The organism is Arsukibacterium indicum, assembly GCF_019100565.1.
Classification (GTDB): domain Bacteria; phylum Pseudomonadota; class Gammaproteobacteria; order Enterobacterales; family Alteromonadaceae; genus Alishewanella; species Alishewanella indicum.
The window spans coordinates 255272-272841 of the sequence record NZ_JAHRID010000001.1; the positions used below are offsets into that span (position 1 = coordinate 255272).

Annotated in this window: 15 protein-coding genes; all 15 read left to right on the forward strand. The window is 46.4% G+C overall.

All coding sequences use genetic code 11. From position 1 onward, the window contains the following. The first annotated feature begins 1 nt into the window (after window position 1). The 15 genes from KQY15_RS01150 (at window position 2) to KQY15_RS01220 (ending at window position 17542) form a co-directional block, all read left to right on the forward strand. Window positions 2-1225 carry a TIGR04063 family PEP-CTERM/XrtA system glycosyltransferase gene (locus KQY15_RS01150; protein WP_217666558.1) on the forward strand — a complete coding sequence of 408 codons (1224 nt, stop codon included), beginning with the start codon at window positions 2-4 and terminating at the stop codon, window positions 1223-1225. Then, on the forward strand, window positions 1212-2327 hold the full coding sequence (locus KQY15_RS01155) for a glycosyltransferase family 4 protein (RefSeq protein WP_217666559.1): 1116 nt from the start codon (window positions 1212-1214) through the stop codon (window positions 2325-2327). The genes KQY15_RS01150 and KQY15_RS01155 overlap by 14 nt, the downstream gene beginning before the upstream one ends. Continuing rightward, window positions 2320-3657 carry a putative O-glycosylation ligase, exosortase A system-associated gene (locus KQY15_RS01160; protein WP_217666560.1) on the forward strand — a complete coding sequence of 446 codons (1338 nt, stop codon included), beginning with the start codon at window positions 2320-2322 and terminating at the stop codon, window positions 3655-3657. The genes KQY15_RS01155 and KQY15_RS01160 overlap by 8 nt, the downstream gene beginning before the upstream one ends. A 51-nt stretch (window positions 3658-3708) precedes the next feature. After that, the gene (locus KQY15_RS01165) at window positions 3709-5061 is read left to right on the forward strand and encodes a phenylacetate--CoA ligase family protein (RefSeq protein WP_217666561.1); all 1353 of its coding nucleotides are present in this window, start codon (window positions 3709-3711) and stop codon (window positions 5059-5061) included. Continuing rightward, entirely contained in the window at window positions 5036-6481 is a 1446-nt protein-coding gene (locus KQY15_RS01170; RefSeq protein ID WP_217666562.1) for a polysaccharide lyase, read from the forward strand. The genes KQY15_RS01165 and KQY15_RS01170 overlap by 26 nt, the downstream gene beginning before the upstream one ends. Before the next feature lie 110 nt (window positions 6482-6591). After that, window positions 6592-8127, forward strand: a complete 1536-nt coding sequence (locus KQY15_RS01175; protein ID WP_217666563.1) for a lipopolysaccharide biosynthesis protein — start codon at window positions 6592-6594, stop codon at window positions 8125-8127. Then, window positions 8124-9047: a ribbon-helix-helix domain-containing protein gene (locus KQY15_RS01180; RefSeq protein ID WP_217666564.1), complete on the forward strand. Its 924-nt coding sequence runs from the start codon at window positions 8124-8126 to the stop codon at window positions 9045-9047. Before KQY15_RS01175 ends, KQY15_RS01180 begins: the two co-directional genes overlap by 4 nt. Continuing rightward, entirely contained in the window at window positions 9047-10054 is a 1008-nt protein-coding gene (locus tag KQY15_RS01185; RefSeq protein WP_217666565.1) for a polysaccharide deacetylase family protein, read from the forward strand. The genes KQY15_RS01180 and KQY15_RS01185 overlap by 1 nt, the downstream gene beginning before the upstream one ends. Beyond that, on the forward strand, window positions 10054-11151 hold the full coding sequence (locus KQY15_RS01190) for a sugar-transfer associated ATP-grasp domain-containing protein (RefSeq protein WP_217666566.1): 1098 nt from the start codon (window positions 10054-10056) through the stop codon (window positions 11149-11151). The genes KQY15_RS01185 and KQY15_RS01190 overlap by 1 nt, the downstream gene beginning before the upstream one ends. Next, on the forward strand, window positions 11135-12208 hold the full coding sequence (locus KQY15_RS01195) for a sugar-transfer associated ATP-grasp domain-containing protein (protein ID WP_217666567.1): 1074 nt from the start codon (window positions 11135-11137) through the stop codon (window positions 12206-12208). The genes KQY15_RS01190 and KQY15_RS01195 overlap by 17 nt, the downstream gene beginning before the upstream one ends. A gap of 173 nt (window positions 12209-12381) precedes the next feature. After that, window positions 12382-13083: a tetratricopeptide repeat protein gene (locus KQY15_RS01200; protein WP_217666568.1), complete on the forward strand. Its 702-nt coding sequence runs from the start codon at window positions 12382-12384 to the stop codon at window positions 13081-13083. Window positions 13084-13096: 13 nt separating this feature from the next. Continuing rightward, window positions 13097-14092: a hypothetical protein gene (locus KQY15_RS01205; protein WP_217666569.1), complete on the forward strand. Its 996-nt coding sequence runs from the start codon at window positions 13097-13099 to the stop codon at window positions 14090-14092. Between the two features lie 64 nt (window positions 14093-14156). Then, on the forward strand, window positions 14157-15887 hold the full coding sequence (locus tag KQY15_RS01210; protein WP_217666570.1) for an asparagine synthetase B family protein: 1731 nt from the start codon (window positions 14157-14159) through the stop codon (window positions 15885-15887). Beyond that, window positions 15877-16821 carry a polysaccharide deacetylase family protein gene (locus KQY15_RS01215; RefSeq protein ID WP_217666571.1) on the forward strand — a complete coding sequence of 315 codons (945 nt, stop codon included), beginning with the start codon at window positions 15877-15879 and terminating at the stop codon, window positions 16819-16821. Before KQY15_RS01210 ends, KQY15_RS01215 begins: the two co-directional genes overlap by 11 nt. Before the next feature lie 19 nt (window positions 16822-16840). After that, on the forward strand, window positions 16841-17542 hold the full coding sequence (locus tag KQY15_RS01220) for an N-acetyltransferase (RefSeq protein ID WP_217666572.1): 702 nt from the start codon (window positions 16841-16843) through the stop codon (window positions 17540-17542). Window positions 17543-17570: the final 28 nt, after the last annotated feature.

A 17570-nucleotide genomic window follows, 5' to 3' on the forward strand; every position in this document is an offset into this window, starting at 1 on the left:
CATGTCGCAACAACCACAGTTAAACGTTTTGCATGTATTTGACCACTCAGTGCCGCTGCACAGCGGCTATGCCTTCCGTAGTCTGGCCATTTTACAGCAGCAGCAGCGGCTTAATATCAGTACTCGCCAGCTTACCAGCAGCAAGCATTATTTAGCGGGCCCGGCTGAAGAACAGGTAGCCGGTTTAACCTTTCAGCGCACCAAACCAGGCTGGCTGGCAAAACTGCCGGTACTCAATCAGCTTGACGTAATACGTCAGTTAGAGCGACAACTCAGTAAAATGGTGCAACAACAAAAACCGGATATTATTCACGCCCACTCGCCGTCGCTTAATGCACTGGCAGCAGCAAGGGTTGCCAGGCGTTTTAATATTCCGCTGGTGTATGAAATGCGCGCGTCCTGGGAAGATGCGGCAGTAAGCCATGGCAGCTGTAAAGAAGGCGACTTACGTTACCGGATTGGTCAGTATCTGGAAAAAAAGGCGCTTAAAAGCGCAGATTATGTTGTAACAATTTGTCAGGGCTTAGCCCGCCAGATTGAACAATGGGGCGTACCCGGTAACAGGATCAGCGTAGTGGCTAATGCGGTAGACATAAGTGCCTTTAATCCGGTTACCACTAAAGATCAGGCACTGGAACAAAGCCTGAATTTGCAGGGAAAAACAGTGCTGGGCTTTCTGGGTTCATTTTACCGCTATGAAGGGCTGCATATTCTGCTGGAGGCGTTTGCCCGCTTACAGCCGCAACATCCGGATCTCAGGTTGCTATTAGTTGGTGGCGGCTTGCAGGAAGCAGCGCTTAAAGCCCAGGCCGGGCAGTTGAATATCAGCGACTATGTTATTTTTACCGGCCGGGTCGACCATCACACCATAAGCCGCTATTACAGCCTGGCTGATATGTTTATTTACCCCAGACAGGCGATTCGGTTAACTGAAATGGTTACGCCTTTAAAACCACTGGAAGCTATGGCGCAGCAGGGGTTAGTAGTTGCCTCTGATATTGGCGGCCATCGCGAACTTATCCGCCACAATGACACCGGCATTTTGTTTGAACCAGACAATCCGGTGCAGTTAGCCAGCGTGTTAGATAAGTTACTTAATAATCGTGACGACTGGCCAAGGCTTAAACAAAATGGCCGTGACTTTATCGCCCGGGAACGCACCTGGCCGCATACCGTCGCCGCCATTTTGCCGGTTTATCAGCAGGTGTTAAGTGAGCGAAGCTAACACACATCAAGCAGAGGCTCCGCGGCTTAAGGTCACCCTGGTGGGGCCAGTTCCTCCCCCTGCCGGTGGCATGGCGATGCAAACCGCTCAGTTGCTGCGCCTGCTGACTGAAACTAACCAGCTTGATGTTAAACTGGTGGCAGTGAACCCCCCTTACCGGCCGCGCTGGGTTGGCAAAGTACCGCTGTTACGGGCGTTATTCAGGCTGCTGCCATACTTCTGGCAGCTGCACAAAGCGTTTAAACAAAGTGACGTGGTGCATCTGATGGCCAACTCAGGCTGGGCCTGGCACTTGTTTGCTGCGCCGGCTATCTGGATTGGCCACTGGCATAAGGTGCCGGTTATCGTTAATTACCGCGGTGGCCTGGCAGCAGATTTTTTACAACAACAACAGCGCTGGGTGCTGCCAACACTTCGTAAAGCAACAATCATTGTTACCCCAAGTTCATTTTTGCAGGGCGTATTTGCAGAGTACCAGCTAAAGTGCCGGATCATTGCCAATATTGTCGATACTGCTATTTTTTATGGCGAACTTAAAGACAGTTTAGCCACGGCACCCCATATAGTGGTTACCCGCAATCTTGAAGCTATTTACGACATTGGCAGCGCTATCCGCGCTTTTGCCATTATCAATAAACAGTTGCCAGGATCCCGCTTAAGCATTGCCGGCAGCGGCCCGGAGCTGGCAAACCTGCAACAGCTGGTTAGCCGGTTACAACTAACGGCCAGAGTTAATTTTTGTGGCAAATTGGACCGCCAGCAAATGGCCGAACTTTACGCCAGTGCCGATATTATGCTTAACCCCAGCACGGCAGATAATATGCCCAATTCATTGCTGGAAGCGATGGCAGCGCAGGTACTGGTAGTCTCAACCAATGTTGGTGGCATTCCGTTTATGGTTGACGATGGTGCTGATGTGTTACTGGTCGAAGCGGGTGCACCAGAGCAAATGGCTGCTGCGGCATTAACGCTGGTTTACCAGCCGGAACTGGCGGCTAAGCTGGCCAGCAATGCCAGAGCAAAAGTAAAGCAATATCAGCCTGATAAGGTACTGCCCGGCTGGTTAGGTTTATATCAGACAAGCGAGCGTGCCAATGCGTGATATTGTTCTCTTTATTTTAATTGTCGGTTGTATCCCGTTTATCATTCGCCGACCGTTTTTCGGCGTGTTGGTATGGTGCTGGATAAGCTACATGGTTCCACACCGCCTGGGCTGGGGCTTTATTCAAACCCTGCCAGTCGCTTCAGTAATTGGTCTGGTTTTTTTAGTCAGTTATTTATTCAGTAAAGAGCCAAAGCGAATCCCGCTGCACAGCCCTATCGTTTTTCTGCTGCTGTTTAATATCTGGATGGTGATCACCTTTATCATGAGTGTGAAAGACCCATATGTGCTGTCGCAGTTTGAAAAAATCATGAAAATTCAATTTATGACGTTGGTGATCCTGGCATTGCTCACCACCCGTCAGCGAATTGAGCAAGCATTGTGGGTGGTGGCACTTAGTATCGCTTTTTATGGTATTAAAGGCGGGCTCTATACCATCCAAACAGCTGGCGGTGGCCGGGTTTGGGGGCCGACCGGTGGCTTCTTTTTTGGTAATAACGAATTAGCGCTGACTCTGTTTATCAGCCTGCCCATTTTATTTTATTTGCGTCACATCGTACCGGCTAACAAGCGCTGGTTAAAGTTTGGTTTACTGGTTGCGATGGGCTTATGTGTATTGTCGGCATTGGGCACGCAAAGTCGCGGCGGCCTGGTCGCCTGCATCGCAGTTGGCTTTTTCCTCTGGTTAAAAGGCCCGAATAAACTGGCAATTGCACTGGTCATTATGATTGCTGCGCCGGTTGTCTATCAGTTTATGCCCGATCGCTGGCATGACCGGATGGCGACCATTATTGAGCCGGATCGGGAAAGTTACGATGGTTCGGTTAAAGGCCGCTTTAATGCCTGGGAGATGGCCTTTAATATGGCGCAAGACCGGCCCTTTGGTGGTGGCTTAAATGGCTTTAAGGCTGAAAACTTTTACCTGTATGCCCCGGAACCTGAGCGTAAACATGACTCGCATAGTATTTATTTTCAGGTAATGGGCCACCATGGTTTTATTGGTTTCTTTTTATGGTTGGCAATTTACCTTAGCACCTGGCGCAGTGCCAAAAAAACCATTAAGTTAACCAATAAACGCGACGACTTAAAATGGGCCGCATTTCTGGCCAAAATGCTGCAATGCAGCTTAATAGCCTATGCGGCTGGCGGAGCCTTTCTTGGCTTAGCTTACTTTGATTTGCCGTATCATCTGGTGATCACCGTGGTTGCGCTGAATGTGGTGGTTAATAAACAACTGGCGGCGGAAGCGGCAGAGAAAAAGCAGGAAAAAATCCGCCAGTTAGCAGAAGCGGGCCAACCGCATCCCGATCGCTTTAAGGTGCAGGCCTAATGTCTTCAGGAATGCCGTAATTATGAATTCAGCAGCTGTGAGTAATTCGTTATGACGAGTTTGTACACCCAATTGGTTAGTAAAGTATTATTCCGGCTGCATGAACGATTAAAAGGCCATACCACCTACTCCATGCTGCACAGGCTGGAACAAAGCCAGTGGTTAACACCAGAGCAGATAGCAGCGCTGCAACAACAACGCTTAGAGGCTTTTATTGCTGATATCAGCCAGCACTCCCGCTATTATCAGCAGCTTTTTGCTGCGCAGGGCTTGTCGGCCAGCGACATCCGCACCGTAGCCGATTTAAGCAAACTGCCCTTTTTAACCAAGCAACTTATTACTGATAATCAACATACCTTATGCAGCGAGCCACAAACCCAACTGCAGCGCTACAATACCGGGGGTTCCAGCGGCGTACCGCTGATTTTTTATATGGGTGAAGCGCGGGTCAGCCACGACGTTGCCGCCAAACTCAGGGCCACCCGCTGGTGGGGCGTGGATATTGGCGACCCGGAAGTAGTGCTGTGGGGCTCACCAATTGAACTCGGTAAACAGGACCGGATCAAAAAAATCCGTGACGAGTTGTTTCGCTCCTACCTGTTACCCGCTTTCGAGTTTACCCCGGCCCATATCGAAGCCTATCTGCAGCAGCTACAGCAGTTAAAGCCCCGCATGCTATTCGGTTACCCGTCGGTTATTCATCAGCTGGCGCTTGCGGCAGAAGCAAGGCAGCTGTCTCTCAGCAAGCTTGGCATTAAAGTGGTATTTGTCACCTCTGAAATGCTGTTTGAGCATCAGCGTACGGTAATTGAGCGGGTATTTGCCTGCCCGGTCGCCAATGGTTATGGTGCCCGTGACGCCGGCTTTATTGCCCATCAGTGCCCGGCCGGCAGTTTGCATATCAGCGCAGAAGATATTATCGTCGAAATTATTGGAGACAATGGCCAGGTATTGCCAGTGGGTGAAACCGGTGAAATTGTGATAACTCACCTGCAAACCCAGGCATTTCCTTTTGTCCGTTATCGAACCGGTGATATGGGCCAGCTTAGCAACACTCCTTGCAGTTGCGGCAGAGGCCTGCCGGTACTGGCCCATGTCAGCGGTCGCACTACCGACTTTATGCTAACCACCGCTGGCGACAAGCTGCATGCGTTATCACTTATTTACGTGCTGCGGGATTTAAAAGAGATCAGACAATTTAAAATTATTCAGCAGAGCCTGCAGGAAGTGGAAGTGCAGCTGGTCTGTAATGAAGCCTTATCTGACACTTTAGCCGCCCAAATTATCAGTCAGTTTCAGCAACGCCTGGGCGCAGAGTGCCAAATTACATTGAAACAGCTGGACGTTATTGCCAGCCTGCCAAATGGAAAACATCGTTATGTTGAGTCAAAATTGGATTATTAAATTTGCCAGCTTGCTGGCTTTTTGTTTGCTGCCATTAAGTGCCGTATCAGCAAGCTCGTCACCCGATCAAAAATTTGTTGCCGTTGACTGGCAGGAAGGTGACAAAAAAAACGAGGGTGCCAGTCGCAGCTTCAGTTATGCCGCGGCCTATATTAGCTGGCCAGGCGAACAAATGGGTGCCTGGGTAGATGCCAATATGGAATTTATGGGGGAACAGCCCTTTGCCCGTCAGCAAATCAGTCATGCCAGAAAAGATCAGGTAATCAGCTGGCAAGTTACAGAATTGGTACAGCAGATTATTGCAGCCGGGCACCCCGCTATCGACCTTGTTCTGCGTGGCATTGATAGCGACGGCACCTCAAACTTTCACAGTAAAGAGTCGGATAATAATAAAGCAGCTACGTTAATTATCACCACCTCAGCCGGCAAAACCTTACAAACCACGGCAGCAATGGACAGTTTTCTGGATAGCAGCACGTTTCGTTCGCTGGGCCAGAGTAAAAATCTGAAAGCAGGCTCAAAAAACATCGGATTATTGCGGTTTAACATGCCGGCTTTAAATTCAGGCGAGCAAGTCACCAAGGCAACCCTGGAACTAACGATAAAAAAACAATTTGGCAGCAGTGACATCGGCGTCTTCTGGCTGGCAAAACCTGCCACTAATACTTCAGAACTAAAGGCGTTTTTGCCCCGGCAACTGATTTTTACAGAGCAGTTTTCTGACAACAACTGGCTGGCGAACTGGAGCAGCCTGGACAGGCGAAGCAACGCAGAGCGGGTACAGGCGCCATTGCGGCCAAATAACTATGCGTTAAAAGTACAGTTTAACCCTGAGCAAAATCTGGCACTTAACCTTGTACTGATGCTTAAATCAATATTAAGCGACGAACCCGAAGCCCTGTATTTTCAATACGATTTATTTTTAGCCGATAATTGGCTGGCAACCAAGGGCGGCGGCAAATTTCCGGGGCTGGCCGGTACTTATAATACCGCCGGCTGGGGCGGCCGTTCAGCCGATGGCACCAATGGCTGGTCGGCCCGCGGTCAATTTGGCGATACCATAGTAAGCACTGATAAATATGACAAAAGTACGCCGCTGGGCTTTTATGCCTATTATCCGGACAATGGCCAGAACCACGGTGCGGCGATGTACTGGGACAGCAGCAATAAGCCGATAAAACCAGGTAAATGGTATCGGATAACCCAGTACGTAAAACTCAATACGCCCGGCAAAGCAGACGGAGTGTTAACAGCCTGGGTTGACCAGCAACAGGTATTTCAACGCAAAAATATTCGCTTTCGTGATACCAGCAATTTGAAAATTGAACGGCTATGGCTGAATTTCTATCATGGCGGCACCGCAAAACCGGTACAGTTAATGGAGCTGTATATCGACAATATTGTATTGGCCACCGAATAGACCACCATAGCGGCTAAATTTTCATGAAGTTAGGGGCGGTGGCTGGCTATTTTCATGCTTTATTGGTATAAAAGCGCAGTAGTTTACTCACAAATAAACGGATTTTAGTCATGCCCTCCCCGCCAGGCCAGGATAGCCCAGAGCAGCATAACCAAGCCCGGAATAACTATACCCATAATAAGGTATATTCCGGCTCGGTATTTATGCTGATTACCCGTTTAAGCATTAAATCCATTGGCTTAGTCAGCTCAATTTTTCTGGCCAGGTTACTGACACCGGAAGACTTTGGTTTGGTGGCGATCACCGTAGCAATTTACGCGTTTATCGAGCTGTTCGGCGCGCTGGCATTGGGTACAGCATTAATTCAGCAGAAAGACAATACCCCTGATGATTACAACAGTGCCTGGACATTTAATGTCCTATTCGGCTTTGCCGCAGCAATTTGTCTTGTGCTAATTGCGCCGTTGGTAGCTAGCTATTATTCCGATCCCAGATTACAGAACGTGCTGTATGTGCTGGCCTTTGTCAGTCTGTTGTCTGGCTTCCATAATATCGGGGTCATTAATTTTCAGCGCGATTTAAATTTTCGCAAAGAGCTCCAACTACAGTTAGTGCCAAAAGTCATTAGCTTTGTAATAACGCTGAGTCTGGCATTTATATTACGTAATTACTGGGCCCTGGTATTGGGCGTGCTAAGTAACCAGCTGGTAGTGACGCTGTATAGTTTTATGATGCATCCGCACCGGCCAAAAATTTGTTTTACATCGTTTAATAAACTGTTTAAATTTTCCAGGTGGATGCTGCTAAATAATGTCGTCAATTTTGTTAACGATAAAGTCAGTCAGCTAATCGTTGGTAAAGCGCTCTCTCCAACAGCACTGGGGTACCTTGCACTTGGGAAAGAAATTGGCCAGCTACCGGCCAGTCACATTGCACTGCCCATTAGCAAAGCTACTTTCCCAGTTTACTCACGCTTTCAGGATAACCCGACTGAATTAAATAAAGCTTATTTGAATACCGTTGCCTTAACCGCCAGTCTGACGATTCCAGCCTCTATTGGTATAGCAATGGTAGCGCCGCTGCTGGTGTGTGTATTGCTAGGTGAGCAGTGGCTAACCATGGTCCCTTTATTGCAATTACTGGCACTAGCCAATATGTTCTTCAGTGTAACCTCGAATAATAGCTATATTTATCTGGCTGCTGGCAAACCGCATATCTCTTTTTATATTAATTTCAGTAGGCTAGCAGTATTTTTTGCGCTATTTATTCCGTTATTGGACTATAACGGTTTAATTGGCATTGGCCAGGCAAGGCTGGGCTCGACGTTGTTAATGGTGTTAGTTATTCAAGCAATTGTAATTCGGTTTTTACAACTACCGGTTCTGTCATTGTTAAACGCTTTTATTCGTCCTGTTACTGCAGGGCTAATTATGGCAATTGCTGTGTGGGTTGTGCAGGTGACAACCAGTTTATCTATTCCATTGTTACAATTAATACTGGAAGTATCAGCGGGAGTTATAAGCTACGGCGGCGTTACGCTGTTTATCTGGCATTTACAGGGTTACCCCGAAGGTTTTGAGCATAATATTTTCAGCCGGCTAAAAATAAAAGGCTTCCCTCCCAGCATGGGTGGTCCAGTGTCATGAACAGCAATTTATCAAGTGTCCAGGCTGCTGCCCTGGCTCAGTTAACACAACACCCGGTATTAGCCAGCACTAATCATGCACAAAGCACGTTAGTAGCTAATGCGTTGCAACAATTAAACCAGCATTGTTATCCGTCGTCGCTTTATTACGCCTATAACCAACGACCTGAACTTATTAAAAAGTTACAGGAGTTGCCAGAGAAACTTGATATCAGTCAAACAGAACTGGTCAGGCTCTTAATATTAAAGCTTATTACCGGCTTTTCTTTTCAGCGCATCAGGCTGAATCTGACAAACGCTATTCGCGATAATTATCAACGTAGTGTGCCGCGCATATATCAAAAGTGGATAGCAGAGCAAAGTACTGAAATTATCTCAGTCAACGATGTTTTACTGAAGGATATCGGTCTGCTCACCGGTGCTTTATTGCCCTGCGCCGAGCGGGTGGTTGAACCTTTTTCCGCTATTCAACGAGCGCTAGTGTTCAACAACGGCATTGCTCAGGGCTGGCGGTTTATCAAGGCCCTGGCTGCGGCCAAAGGCAATAAACCGGTATGCCGTTTACATATTCACCTTTCTGAAATAACCAGTTTAACTGCAAGCGGCTGGCGCTTAACCTGTCAGCAACTGGCAGAGCTGATGCTGGTAAATCCGCAATTAAAAGGAATGGTGGGCGCCTGTTGGTTTTACGATCCGGCTATTGCTACTGTCAGCCCGAAACTGGCATTTATCAGTGAATTGCTTAACGATATGCAGGCCAGCTGGTTTTATTCCCATACCGAAGATGAGAAAAGTGGCGCCTTTAGTCGCTCGGCCAGCCGTAAACAGGCCTTTGCAAATGGCAGCTATATGCCCAAAAACTATGTGGTGTTTATTCCCAGAAAACGGCTACTCGCCTGGAATAAAAGGCAATCCAGCTAATGAAAACTATTCTGCTGACATTATGTAAATGGCTTGGTTTGTTTTATCTGGCTAAACAAATCACGGCCCGCAGGCCCCGTATTCTTTGTTATCACGGCATTTCAGTGGATGATGAACACCTGTTTTCACCCGGGGTGTTTATGCAAGCGAATACCTTTGCCGGCCGGATGGCGATATTGGAAAGGTGGGGTTATAAACCGGTATCACTTGATGAATTATACCGCCAGCATACGAGCGGAAGATATAATAAAGATACCCTGGTGATTACCATAGATGACGGTTGGGCTGCCATTGAGCATGGCATGCTACCGGTACTTAAAAAGTATAACTTCAACGCCACATTATATCTTTCCAGCTACTATGTCATTAAGCAGCGGCCGGTGTTTAAGCTATCCTGCTACTACTTATTCTGGAAGTATAACGCGCCCTTTGTATTAGCTGCTGATAGCTGTTTAAAGCCCTTTACCTCACTACAACAGCTTGATATTGATAACCTGCTGAGTATCTGGGCAAAGTTGGATTCAAGCTACGAGCAAGTTATTTTACAAGAGTTAGCTGATTATTTTGGTGAAGATCTGACTAAATGGCAGCAAAATGGCAAGCTGATGTTTTTATCCGCCGGGAAAGTAACAGCAATGGCTGAGCAAGGGCTGGCTATTGAGCTGCACACCCATCGTCATAAATTCTCTGAGCTAAACCTGGCAGACGCAGCAAAAGAGCTTGCAGATAATCAGCACCACATTACTCAATTAACCGGCAAAACAGCGCAACACTTTTGTTTTCCCAGAGGCGAGTATCAACCGCAACAGTTAAATTTGCTGGCAGCCCAACAAGTGAAAACCGCCACTACCACCGAAAACGAGCTGGTGAGTAAAAATGACAGTTTACTGATGTTACCCAGGCTGGTCGACAATGACAAAGTAAGCGAATTAGAGTTTGAAGCAGAACTTACCGGTCTAATGACATTACTGCGCTTGGCAGCGTCTTTGGTAAAAAGAGGCAAGTAATGACAGGCTATATCAACAGATTAAACAACACCCTGGCAATGCTTAAAAAAGAGGCGCAACTGGCAGGTTTGTCATTACCGGCAATGCTTTGGCAGACCGCCAGATTTTGCCTGAAAACCAGACTGGGCCCCCGCTATTTTGTAGTCGCCGGTATGGCCAGAAAGAGCTTTAACGACGCTGATAAGTGGCTGCATATTTCGGCAAAGGAATACTATCAGGCATTAGATATTCTTAACCCTCCGCTTTATCGCAAACTCACTCAGAGCAAGTTGTCTGAAAAAGCCTTGTATCAGTTATTGCATATCCCTACAGCGCCAATGCTTGGCTATTTTCACCCAATAAACGGGGTCACTGCTAGCGGCGCCCCCCTGACAACAGCCGAAGCGCTGAACCAACTGTTGCAACAACATAGCGGCAGTACAGTAATGATCAAGCCGCTGGAAGGTTTTGGCGGCACAGGTGTACTTGCGATCGCAATTCAACATTCTGGTGATAAACTGCAGTTGCAATCAGTAGGTGAGCAACAGTTATACAGTTCTGAGCAAATTATTGACCTCTACCAAAGAACAAACCAGCACCCTGAGTTTATGCTGGAGACCTATATTCAACAGTCTGCCCAGTTTGCCAGCTTTAACCCTTCCAGTTTAAACACCTTGCGGTTATGGGTACTGGAAACGGCGCCTGATCAGGCGGAAGTAATTGGCGGTTATTTGCGAATTGGTCGTGCCGGCAAGGTTATCGACAATGCGTCCGCCGGTGGCATTATGTGCCCGGTTAATTTGAATACTGGCGAATTACAGCCGGGGCTGGTTAAAAAGACGCCGCATCGTGATAATATTTGCCAACACCCGGATCATGGCGCCCCCCTTGCCGGGGTTGTGCTGGAGCAATGGCCGCAGATTAAACAGTTTGCCGAAAAAGTATTATTAAAACTGCCACACACCCGTTTTGCCGGGCTGGATGTAACCATGACCGAACAGGGCCCATTATTAATTGAAGCCAACGTTGCGCCAGATAAAGATGGCGCAGCCCATGGCAATATACCTTCAGTTAAATTATTACATGCCGCAAGGAAGCACTATGTTAAACACCATTAGCAATGCGATAAAAATGTCGTGGCAACGCGCTAAAGATGAAAATGCAGTCTCTTTTGGCCAGCAACTAAAAGAAATGTTTGTGCTGCAGCTTAAAACCGGTTTTGGACCAGGCAATTACCATAAATATCTTTTATGGCAAAAAACCATGTCCTGGCAACAAAAACTGGGTTACTGGCATGACCAGAAATACTATCAGTTTTTAAACAAGGTAAACCCGTTAAGTTACCGGGTGGTTGCCCGCAATAAAGTGATGGCGAAAGCCCTGCTTAAGTTTTACAACATTCCGGATGCTGAGTATCTTGGCTATTTGTCTGCGACGGGTGGTTTTAAAGCCGATGGTTCGCCGTTAAACTCAACAGACGATTTAACTGATTTTCTGCTGCAGCGACCGGAACTGGATAAAATCTGTTTTAAACCGGTGGATGGCTCCGGCGGGGAAGGCTTTTGTGCCGTTGAAATTATTCGTAACGACGGCTTTAGTTTTCGCGAACTGAACAAATCCACTCTGATACCAATAACAGACTTCATTAATAATACTCTCAAGCTGCAACAGGGCTGTGACTACATAATTGAAAAATATCTGGATCAACACCCTGCTCTTGCTGCATTTAATCCAAGCAGTTTAAATACGTTGCGGGTTTGGGTTGGTAAAGCAACTGATGGAAGGCCTAAAATTATCGCTATATATTTACGGGTGGGCCGAAGTGGAAGTCTGATAGACAACAAATTGGCAGGTGGATTTGGGGTCTCAGTTGATATGAATAGCTTTAAAACAGTGATGCTGTTGCCACCAGACAATAACGACCATTGCTACATCAATCACCCCGATAGTGGGGAAAGTATGATTAGTCGCCAGTTACCTTTTAAAGACGATGTTATTGCACTAGCTGAACGGGTTACTACAATTTTGCCTAATACCCGATTTGTGGGGCTGGACATTGCTATCACCCCTGAAAAGCCAGTAATCATCGAATTTAATCTCGCTCCTACTGCCACAGGAACAACAAAAATGAACGCAAGTCATCAACAGTTACTAGGTTGGCTAACCAACAGTTAGCCATTTCGTGACTCACAGAGGCGTTGCCGTTAAATATCCGGATCGTTCATTTATACCGGTTTAAATTAATAGTGAACACAATCTGACAATCGTCGCAGAGGTTGCGGTTGTCACTGCAGTGAGTTTAATGGTATTTTGTCGTTGTTAAATTCATCTAAATAAGGAGGCAAGACATGGATTTTCTGCCTGGACAAGCATTATCGGCATTGTTGCTCATGCTATTAATGCTCAGCACACCCGTCAATGCACAGGTTACAACCAGCGGTGATGTTGTCGACAGATCCTGTTTCACTATGGAATGGAAACGCGGAAAACCTTTTGATTATTATCACCCATCGACAACTGAATCGTCCGGTACCTATAAAGGCGGATTATTATATTTAGTTGAACGCCATCATTTTACTAACGATGTTAGAAAACTGATCAAGGGTAGCACTGCTGCATTGCCCGGGGATTTATTATTCGTATTAAATTCAATACCTAATCACCCCTCAGCATTAGACACTTATTCCCGTTATGAATATCGGCTAAAAACTTCTGAGTTGTATCGGGAGACGCAAGCCAACAAAACTGTAACTCATTCTGCAGACTGCTTATTTCTTCGCGCCAATGAGATTTTCCCAAATAACGCTGAGACCCTTCTTGTGTGGGCTATTCATCAGTATCGCAATAACCGGTTTAACGCAGCCAAACAAATTTTGGAACGAGCAGTAGCTATTGCTCCAGATTATATTGAAGCACACTACAATCTAGGCCTGGTATATGTCGAGCTGAACGATGCAGAAAAAGCCCGGAAGCACGCCGCGATTGCCTATGACGCTGGCTACCCGTTAATGGGTCTTAAAAACAAAATCGCTAAATTAAAACAGCACTAACAAGGATTGCCTGATGTCGTACAACGGACTGCTAATTACCGGTGGCTGCCTGCGCCCGGATGGTTTTGAATTGGGTGAAGGAAAATACTACGGTAAAGCTGGCTTGCTGAAGCTGGATCTGGCCAGCGGTGAATTTCAAACACTGATAAGCAAAGCCGACGGCGGTAAAAACTATCCTGCTGAACACCCTAACCAACAGTTTACCGCTGCATGCTTAGATGGTGACACGCTATGGTTACCAACCGACACGGAGATCTACCAGTATCAACTGCCAGACTTTAAGCAATTAAAGTGTATTTCTCACCCTTGTTTTCATAATATTCATTCAGTGCATCTTATCGACAGTGAGCTGGTAGTAACGTCAACCGGTATTGATAATGTTATTATCCTTTGCCCTGATACTGGTGCTATCAAGCGTATTATCAATACCGAAGGTAAAGATCCATGGCACAGATTTGATCCCGATACTGACTACCGGCTGGTTCATTCAACCCGTCCGCATGATAGCCACCCAAATTATGTATTTAAACTGGATGGCAAGTTATGGGCTACCCGCTGTACCCATGATGATGCTGTATGCCTTGACAACGTGAATGACAGAATTGATGTCGCTCATCAGGATGAAATGAGTGTACATGATGGTATCTGGTGGCAAGACAAACTGGTTTTTACCCGGGTTGATGGCTACCTGGTTATTGTCGACCCCAAAACCCGCATGGCTATTGAAAAACACGATCCGTTTGGCAACGAGCGCAACCGCCCGCTGGGCTGGTGCCGTGGTTTACTGGTAGATAACGATATATTTTATATAGGTTACTCTAAACTCAGAAAAACCAGGTTAATGTCAAAGTTAAAATTTATTAGTCAGGGCAATTTTAAATATATGGATGGTAACGAGGCACTTGTTGTTGCTTATGACATTAGCAGGAAAAAAGTCATCAACACTTATGCCATACCAGCAGGCATGTTAGATGCTATTTACGGCATTTTGCCTTATAACTTTGCTTGATAAGCCAGATGCACTGACATCGGTAAATTTAAATTTTCAGCAAAAGGATTGCAGGACAATAACCATGGACACTCACGTTTCAATAGCGATTTCCGGCTGCCCGGAAGTACATATCGCCGCCCACCCTAAGCTGGATATTGCCAGAAATAGTACAAGTGCGGTTGTGTTACTAGGCAGAGCCTACTGGCAACAACAACCTGTAACTGGCAGTCAGCTTTTACAGCAGCTGTCAGAGAAGACAGATATAAGCGCCCTTTACAAAGAGTTATCTGGCGCTTTTTATCTTGTGGTAATACAGGCGGGTAAACCGGTTTTACTGGTTAATGACATTATGGGTGTGCAAAGCTGTTATTACGCCTTGCAACAGCAGGTACTTTACGTTGGTCATAGCCTCAGGCAGTTAAAACAGCTTGGTGTACATTGCTCCCTGAACAAGCAGGCCATTTATAACTATATTTACTTTCACTGCATACCGGCACCCGACACCATTTACCAACAGGTGTTTAAACTGGAGCCCGCTTATCTTATTGCTGTTACAACGTCTGGAATAAGCGATAGCACCCTGCTCTATAGCCCTGACTTCAATGCCAGCACTGAAGCTGCCAGTCAATTGCAACAACAATGCCTGCAGCAGTTGGACAATGCAGTCCAACAACACCTGGCCCCTGATTGCGGTGCTTTTTTAAGTGGAGGTCTGGATAGTTCAACCGTGGCAGGTATGGTAGCCCGCCATCAACAACCTGCTCACACTTATTCAATTGGCTTTAAGGCCAAAGGCTATGACGAAACAGAATACGCATTAATTACCGCTAAACATTTTAACACCAGTCACCAGGTACATTATTTAACGCCAGAGCATGCGGCAGAAGCCTTTGTTAAGGTTGCCCAATATTTTGATGAACCTTTCGGTAATTCATCTGCCATGGCAGCCTATTTCTGCGCCCGCTTTGCCAAAGAAGATGGTCGCAAAGTATTACTTGCCGGCGATGGCGGTGATGAACTATTCGCCGGTAATAGCCGCTATGCTAAACAAAAAGTGTTTGAAGTGTTTGCCAATAGCCCGTCAGTGTTGCAAACAACTGCCAGAGCTCTGTTTGTTAAAACGCCACTGGCAAAATTGCCTGGCTTCAAAAAAGTGGCCAGTTACATTCGCCAAGCCGATGAAAAATTGCCTTTGCGCCTGCAAACCTACAACTTCATTACTCAATTTGGTAGAGATGTAATTTTTACTGAGTCTTTTTTGGCTGACATTGATCCCCAAAGGCCTGAACAATTATTGAAAAAACGGTATGAGCAATGCAAAAGTAGTGATCCCGTTGATAAAATGCTGTTTCTGGACTGGAAATTTACCCTGGCAGATAACGATCTAGTAAAAGTTAGTAAAATGTGTGAGCTGGCAGGCATTGAAGTAAGGTATCCGTTACTGAATAAAGCATTAGTCGACTTTAGCTGCAAAGTACCGGCAGACATGAAACTACCCGGCCAGAAACTACGTGATTTTTACAAAAAAAGTTGCAAAGGGTTCTTAGCTGATGAAACGTTAACCAAAGAAAAGCATGGTTTTGGCCTGCCATTTGGCGTGTGGTTAACCGACAATGCTCAACTAAAAACACTGGCGTTGGATGCGTTAAATGCGTTTCGCGAGCGGAATATTGTTAAAACCAGCTTAATAGATGCAGCAATAGAAGCGCATACCAATAGCCATGCCAGCTATTATGGTGAGCTGATCTGGATATTAGTTGTATTAGAGCTATGGTTACAAGCTGAAGAGCAAGAGTTAAGTGATGCTGCATAAGGTACTGCAACTTGCCGGTAAAATAATGGGCCGCAACAAGCTCAGCATTCTGATTTATCATCAGGTATTAGCCGAGCCTGATCCAATGCGGCCCAGTGAACCCACAGCAGCCGTTTTCGACTGGCATATGTGCCTGCTACATAATTATTTTACCCCCTTGTCACTTGATCAGGCACTTGAGCATTTACAACAAAACACCCTGCCGGCTAATGCTGTTTGTGTCACCTTTGATGATGGTTATCTGAATAATCTGACCGTAGCCCAGCCCATTCTGGCAAAATATGATATTCCCGCTACCGTGTATATTGCCACTGGCTTTAGTGCTGGTACCAATATGTGGAATGATCGGGTTATTTACCTGTTTGCCGATAAAAACCGTGAGCAACTAAACTTGCAGGGCGAAAAGGTTATGCTGGGTGATTGGCAACAACGGCGGCAACTGGCGCAGCAATGGCTAATGAAACTGAAGTATTTACCAATTGACCAACGTTTAGCTGAAGTGGATAAACTGTATCGGGAAAATGAAACCGCTGAGCAAGCCTCGTTAATGATGACCCCTGAGGAGATAAAGCGGCTGTCCGCAACAGGTATCTGTATTGGCGCCCATACTATTAACCATCCTATCCTGAAAGTACTGCCTGCTACTGAGCAACAATACGAGATAATGCATAGTAAGCAGCAGCTGGAACAGTGGACTGGCCAGGCAGTTAAGCACTTTGCTTATCCAAACGGCGTTTTAGGCCGCGATTTTGATGAAACAGCCGTACAAATAGTCAGCCAGGCAGGCTTTAGCACTGCGGTGGCGACAAACTGGGGTGTTTCTGACGGCAAGTGCTCATTTTTTAAACTGCGCAGATTTACACCATGGGATAACAGCGCGCTAAAATTTCATGCGCGCCTTGTTAATAATATGCGCCAGTCGCAGCCGCTTTAGAAGTTCAGGTGAATTGTTGATGCTGGCGAAAATAAAACAGACATACAGGGAACTGGGAGCGGCTGATACCGTTTTATATATGCTTGATAAAGCTCTGGTGAAGCTGACCTTTAACCGGCTGTTAATTCATAAGTACTATATTACCCGCCAGCCAGTTTCAGCTATTGCCAGTGTGCCGCCTACTAAGGCACTGGATATTGAAATAAAACAATTAGCCAACGACGATCCAACACTCAGCACAATGGACCGGCCAGCAGCGATATTGCAACAGCGCTACGCCCAGGGGGGCCACTGCTTTGCCGCATTTAAGAAAGAGCAGTTTGCCGGTAATTTATGGCTTAATTTTGATGAATACCAGGAAGATGAAGTGCGCTGTCGTTATGTTTTGCAGCCCACTGGCCATGCAGCCTGGGATTACGATGTATTTGTTATGCCCAAATACCGCTTCTCCTATGTATTTGCCAAATTATGGGACAAAGCTAATAGTGTGATGACCGGGCGCGGCATTAGTTATGTTTACAGCAGGATTAATTATTACAATGTTGGTTCGCTACAATCGCATAAAAGGCTGGGCAGCAAAATTTATGGCGCAGTTTATTTTATTAATATTGGCAGCGTGCAACTGATGTTTAGCCGACATTTCAAGCCGTTTCTCAAACTGAGTACTAACCAAGCTGAATTTCCAGCGTTATATATCCGCGATAACCCAAGCAATGAATAATTCCGTTTCGACAGCTTTCACGCCGATG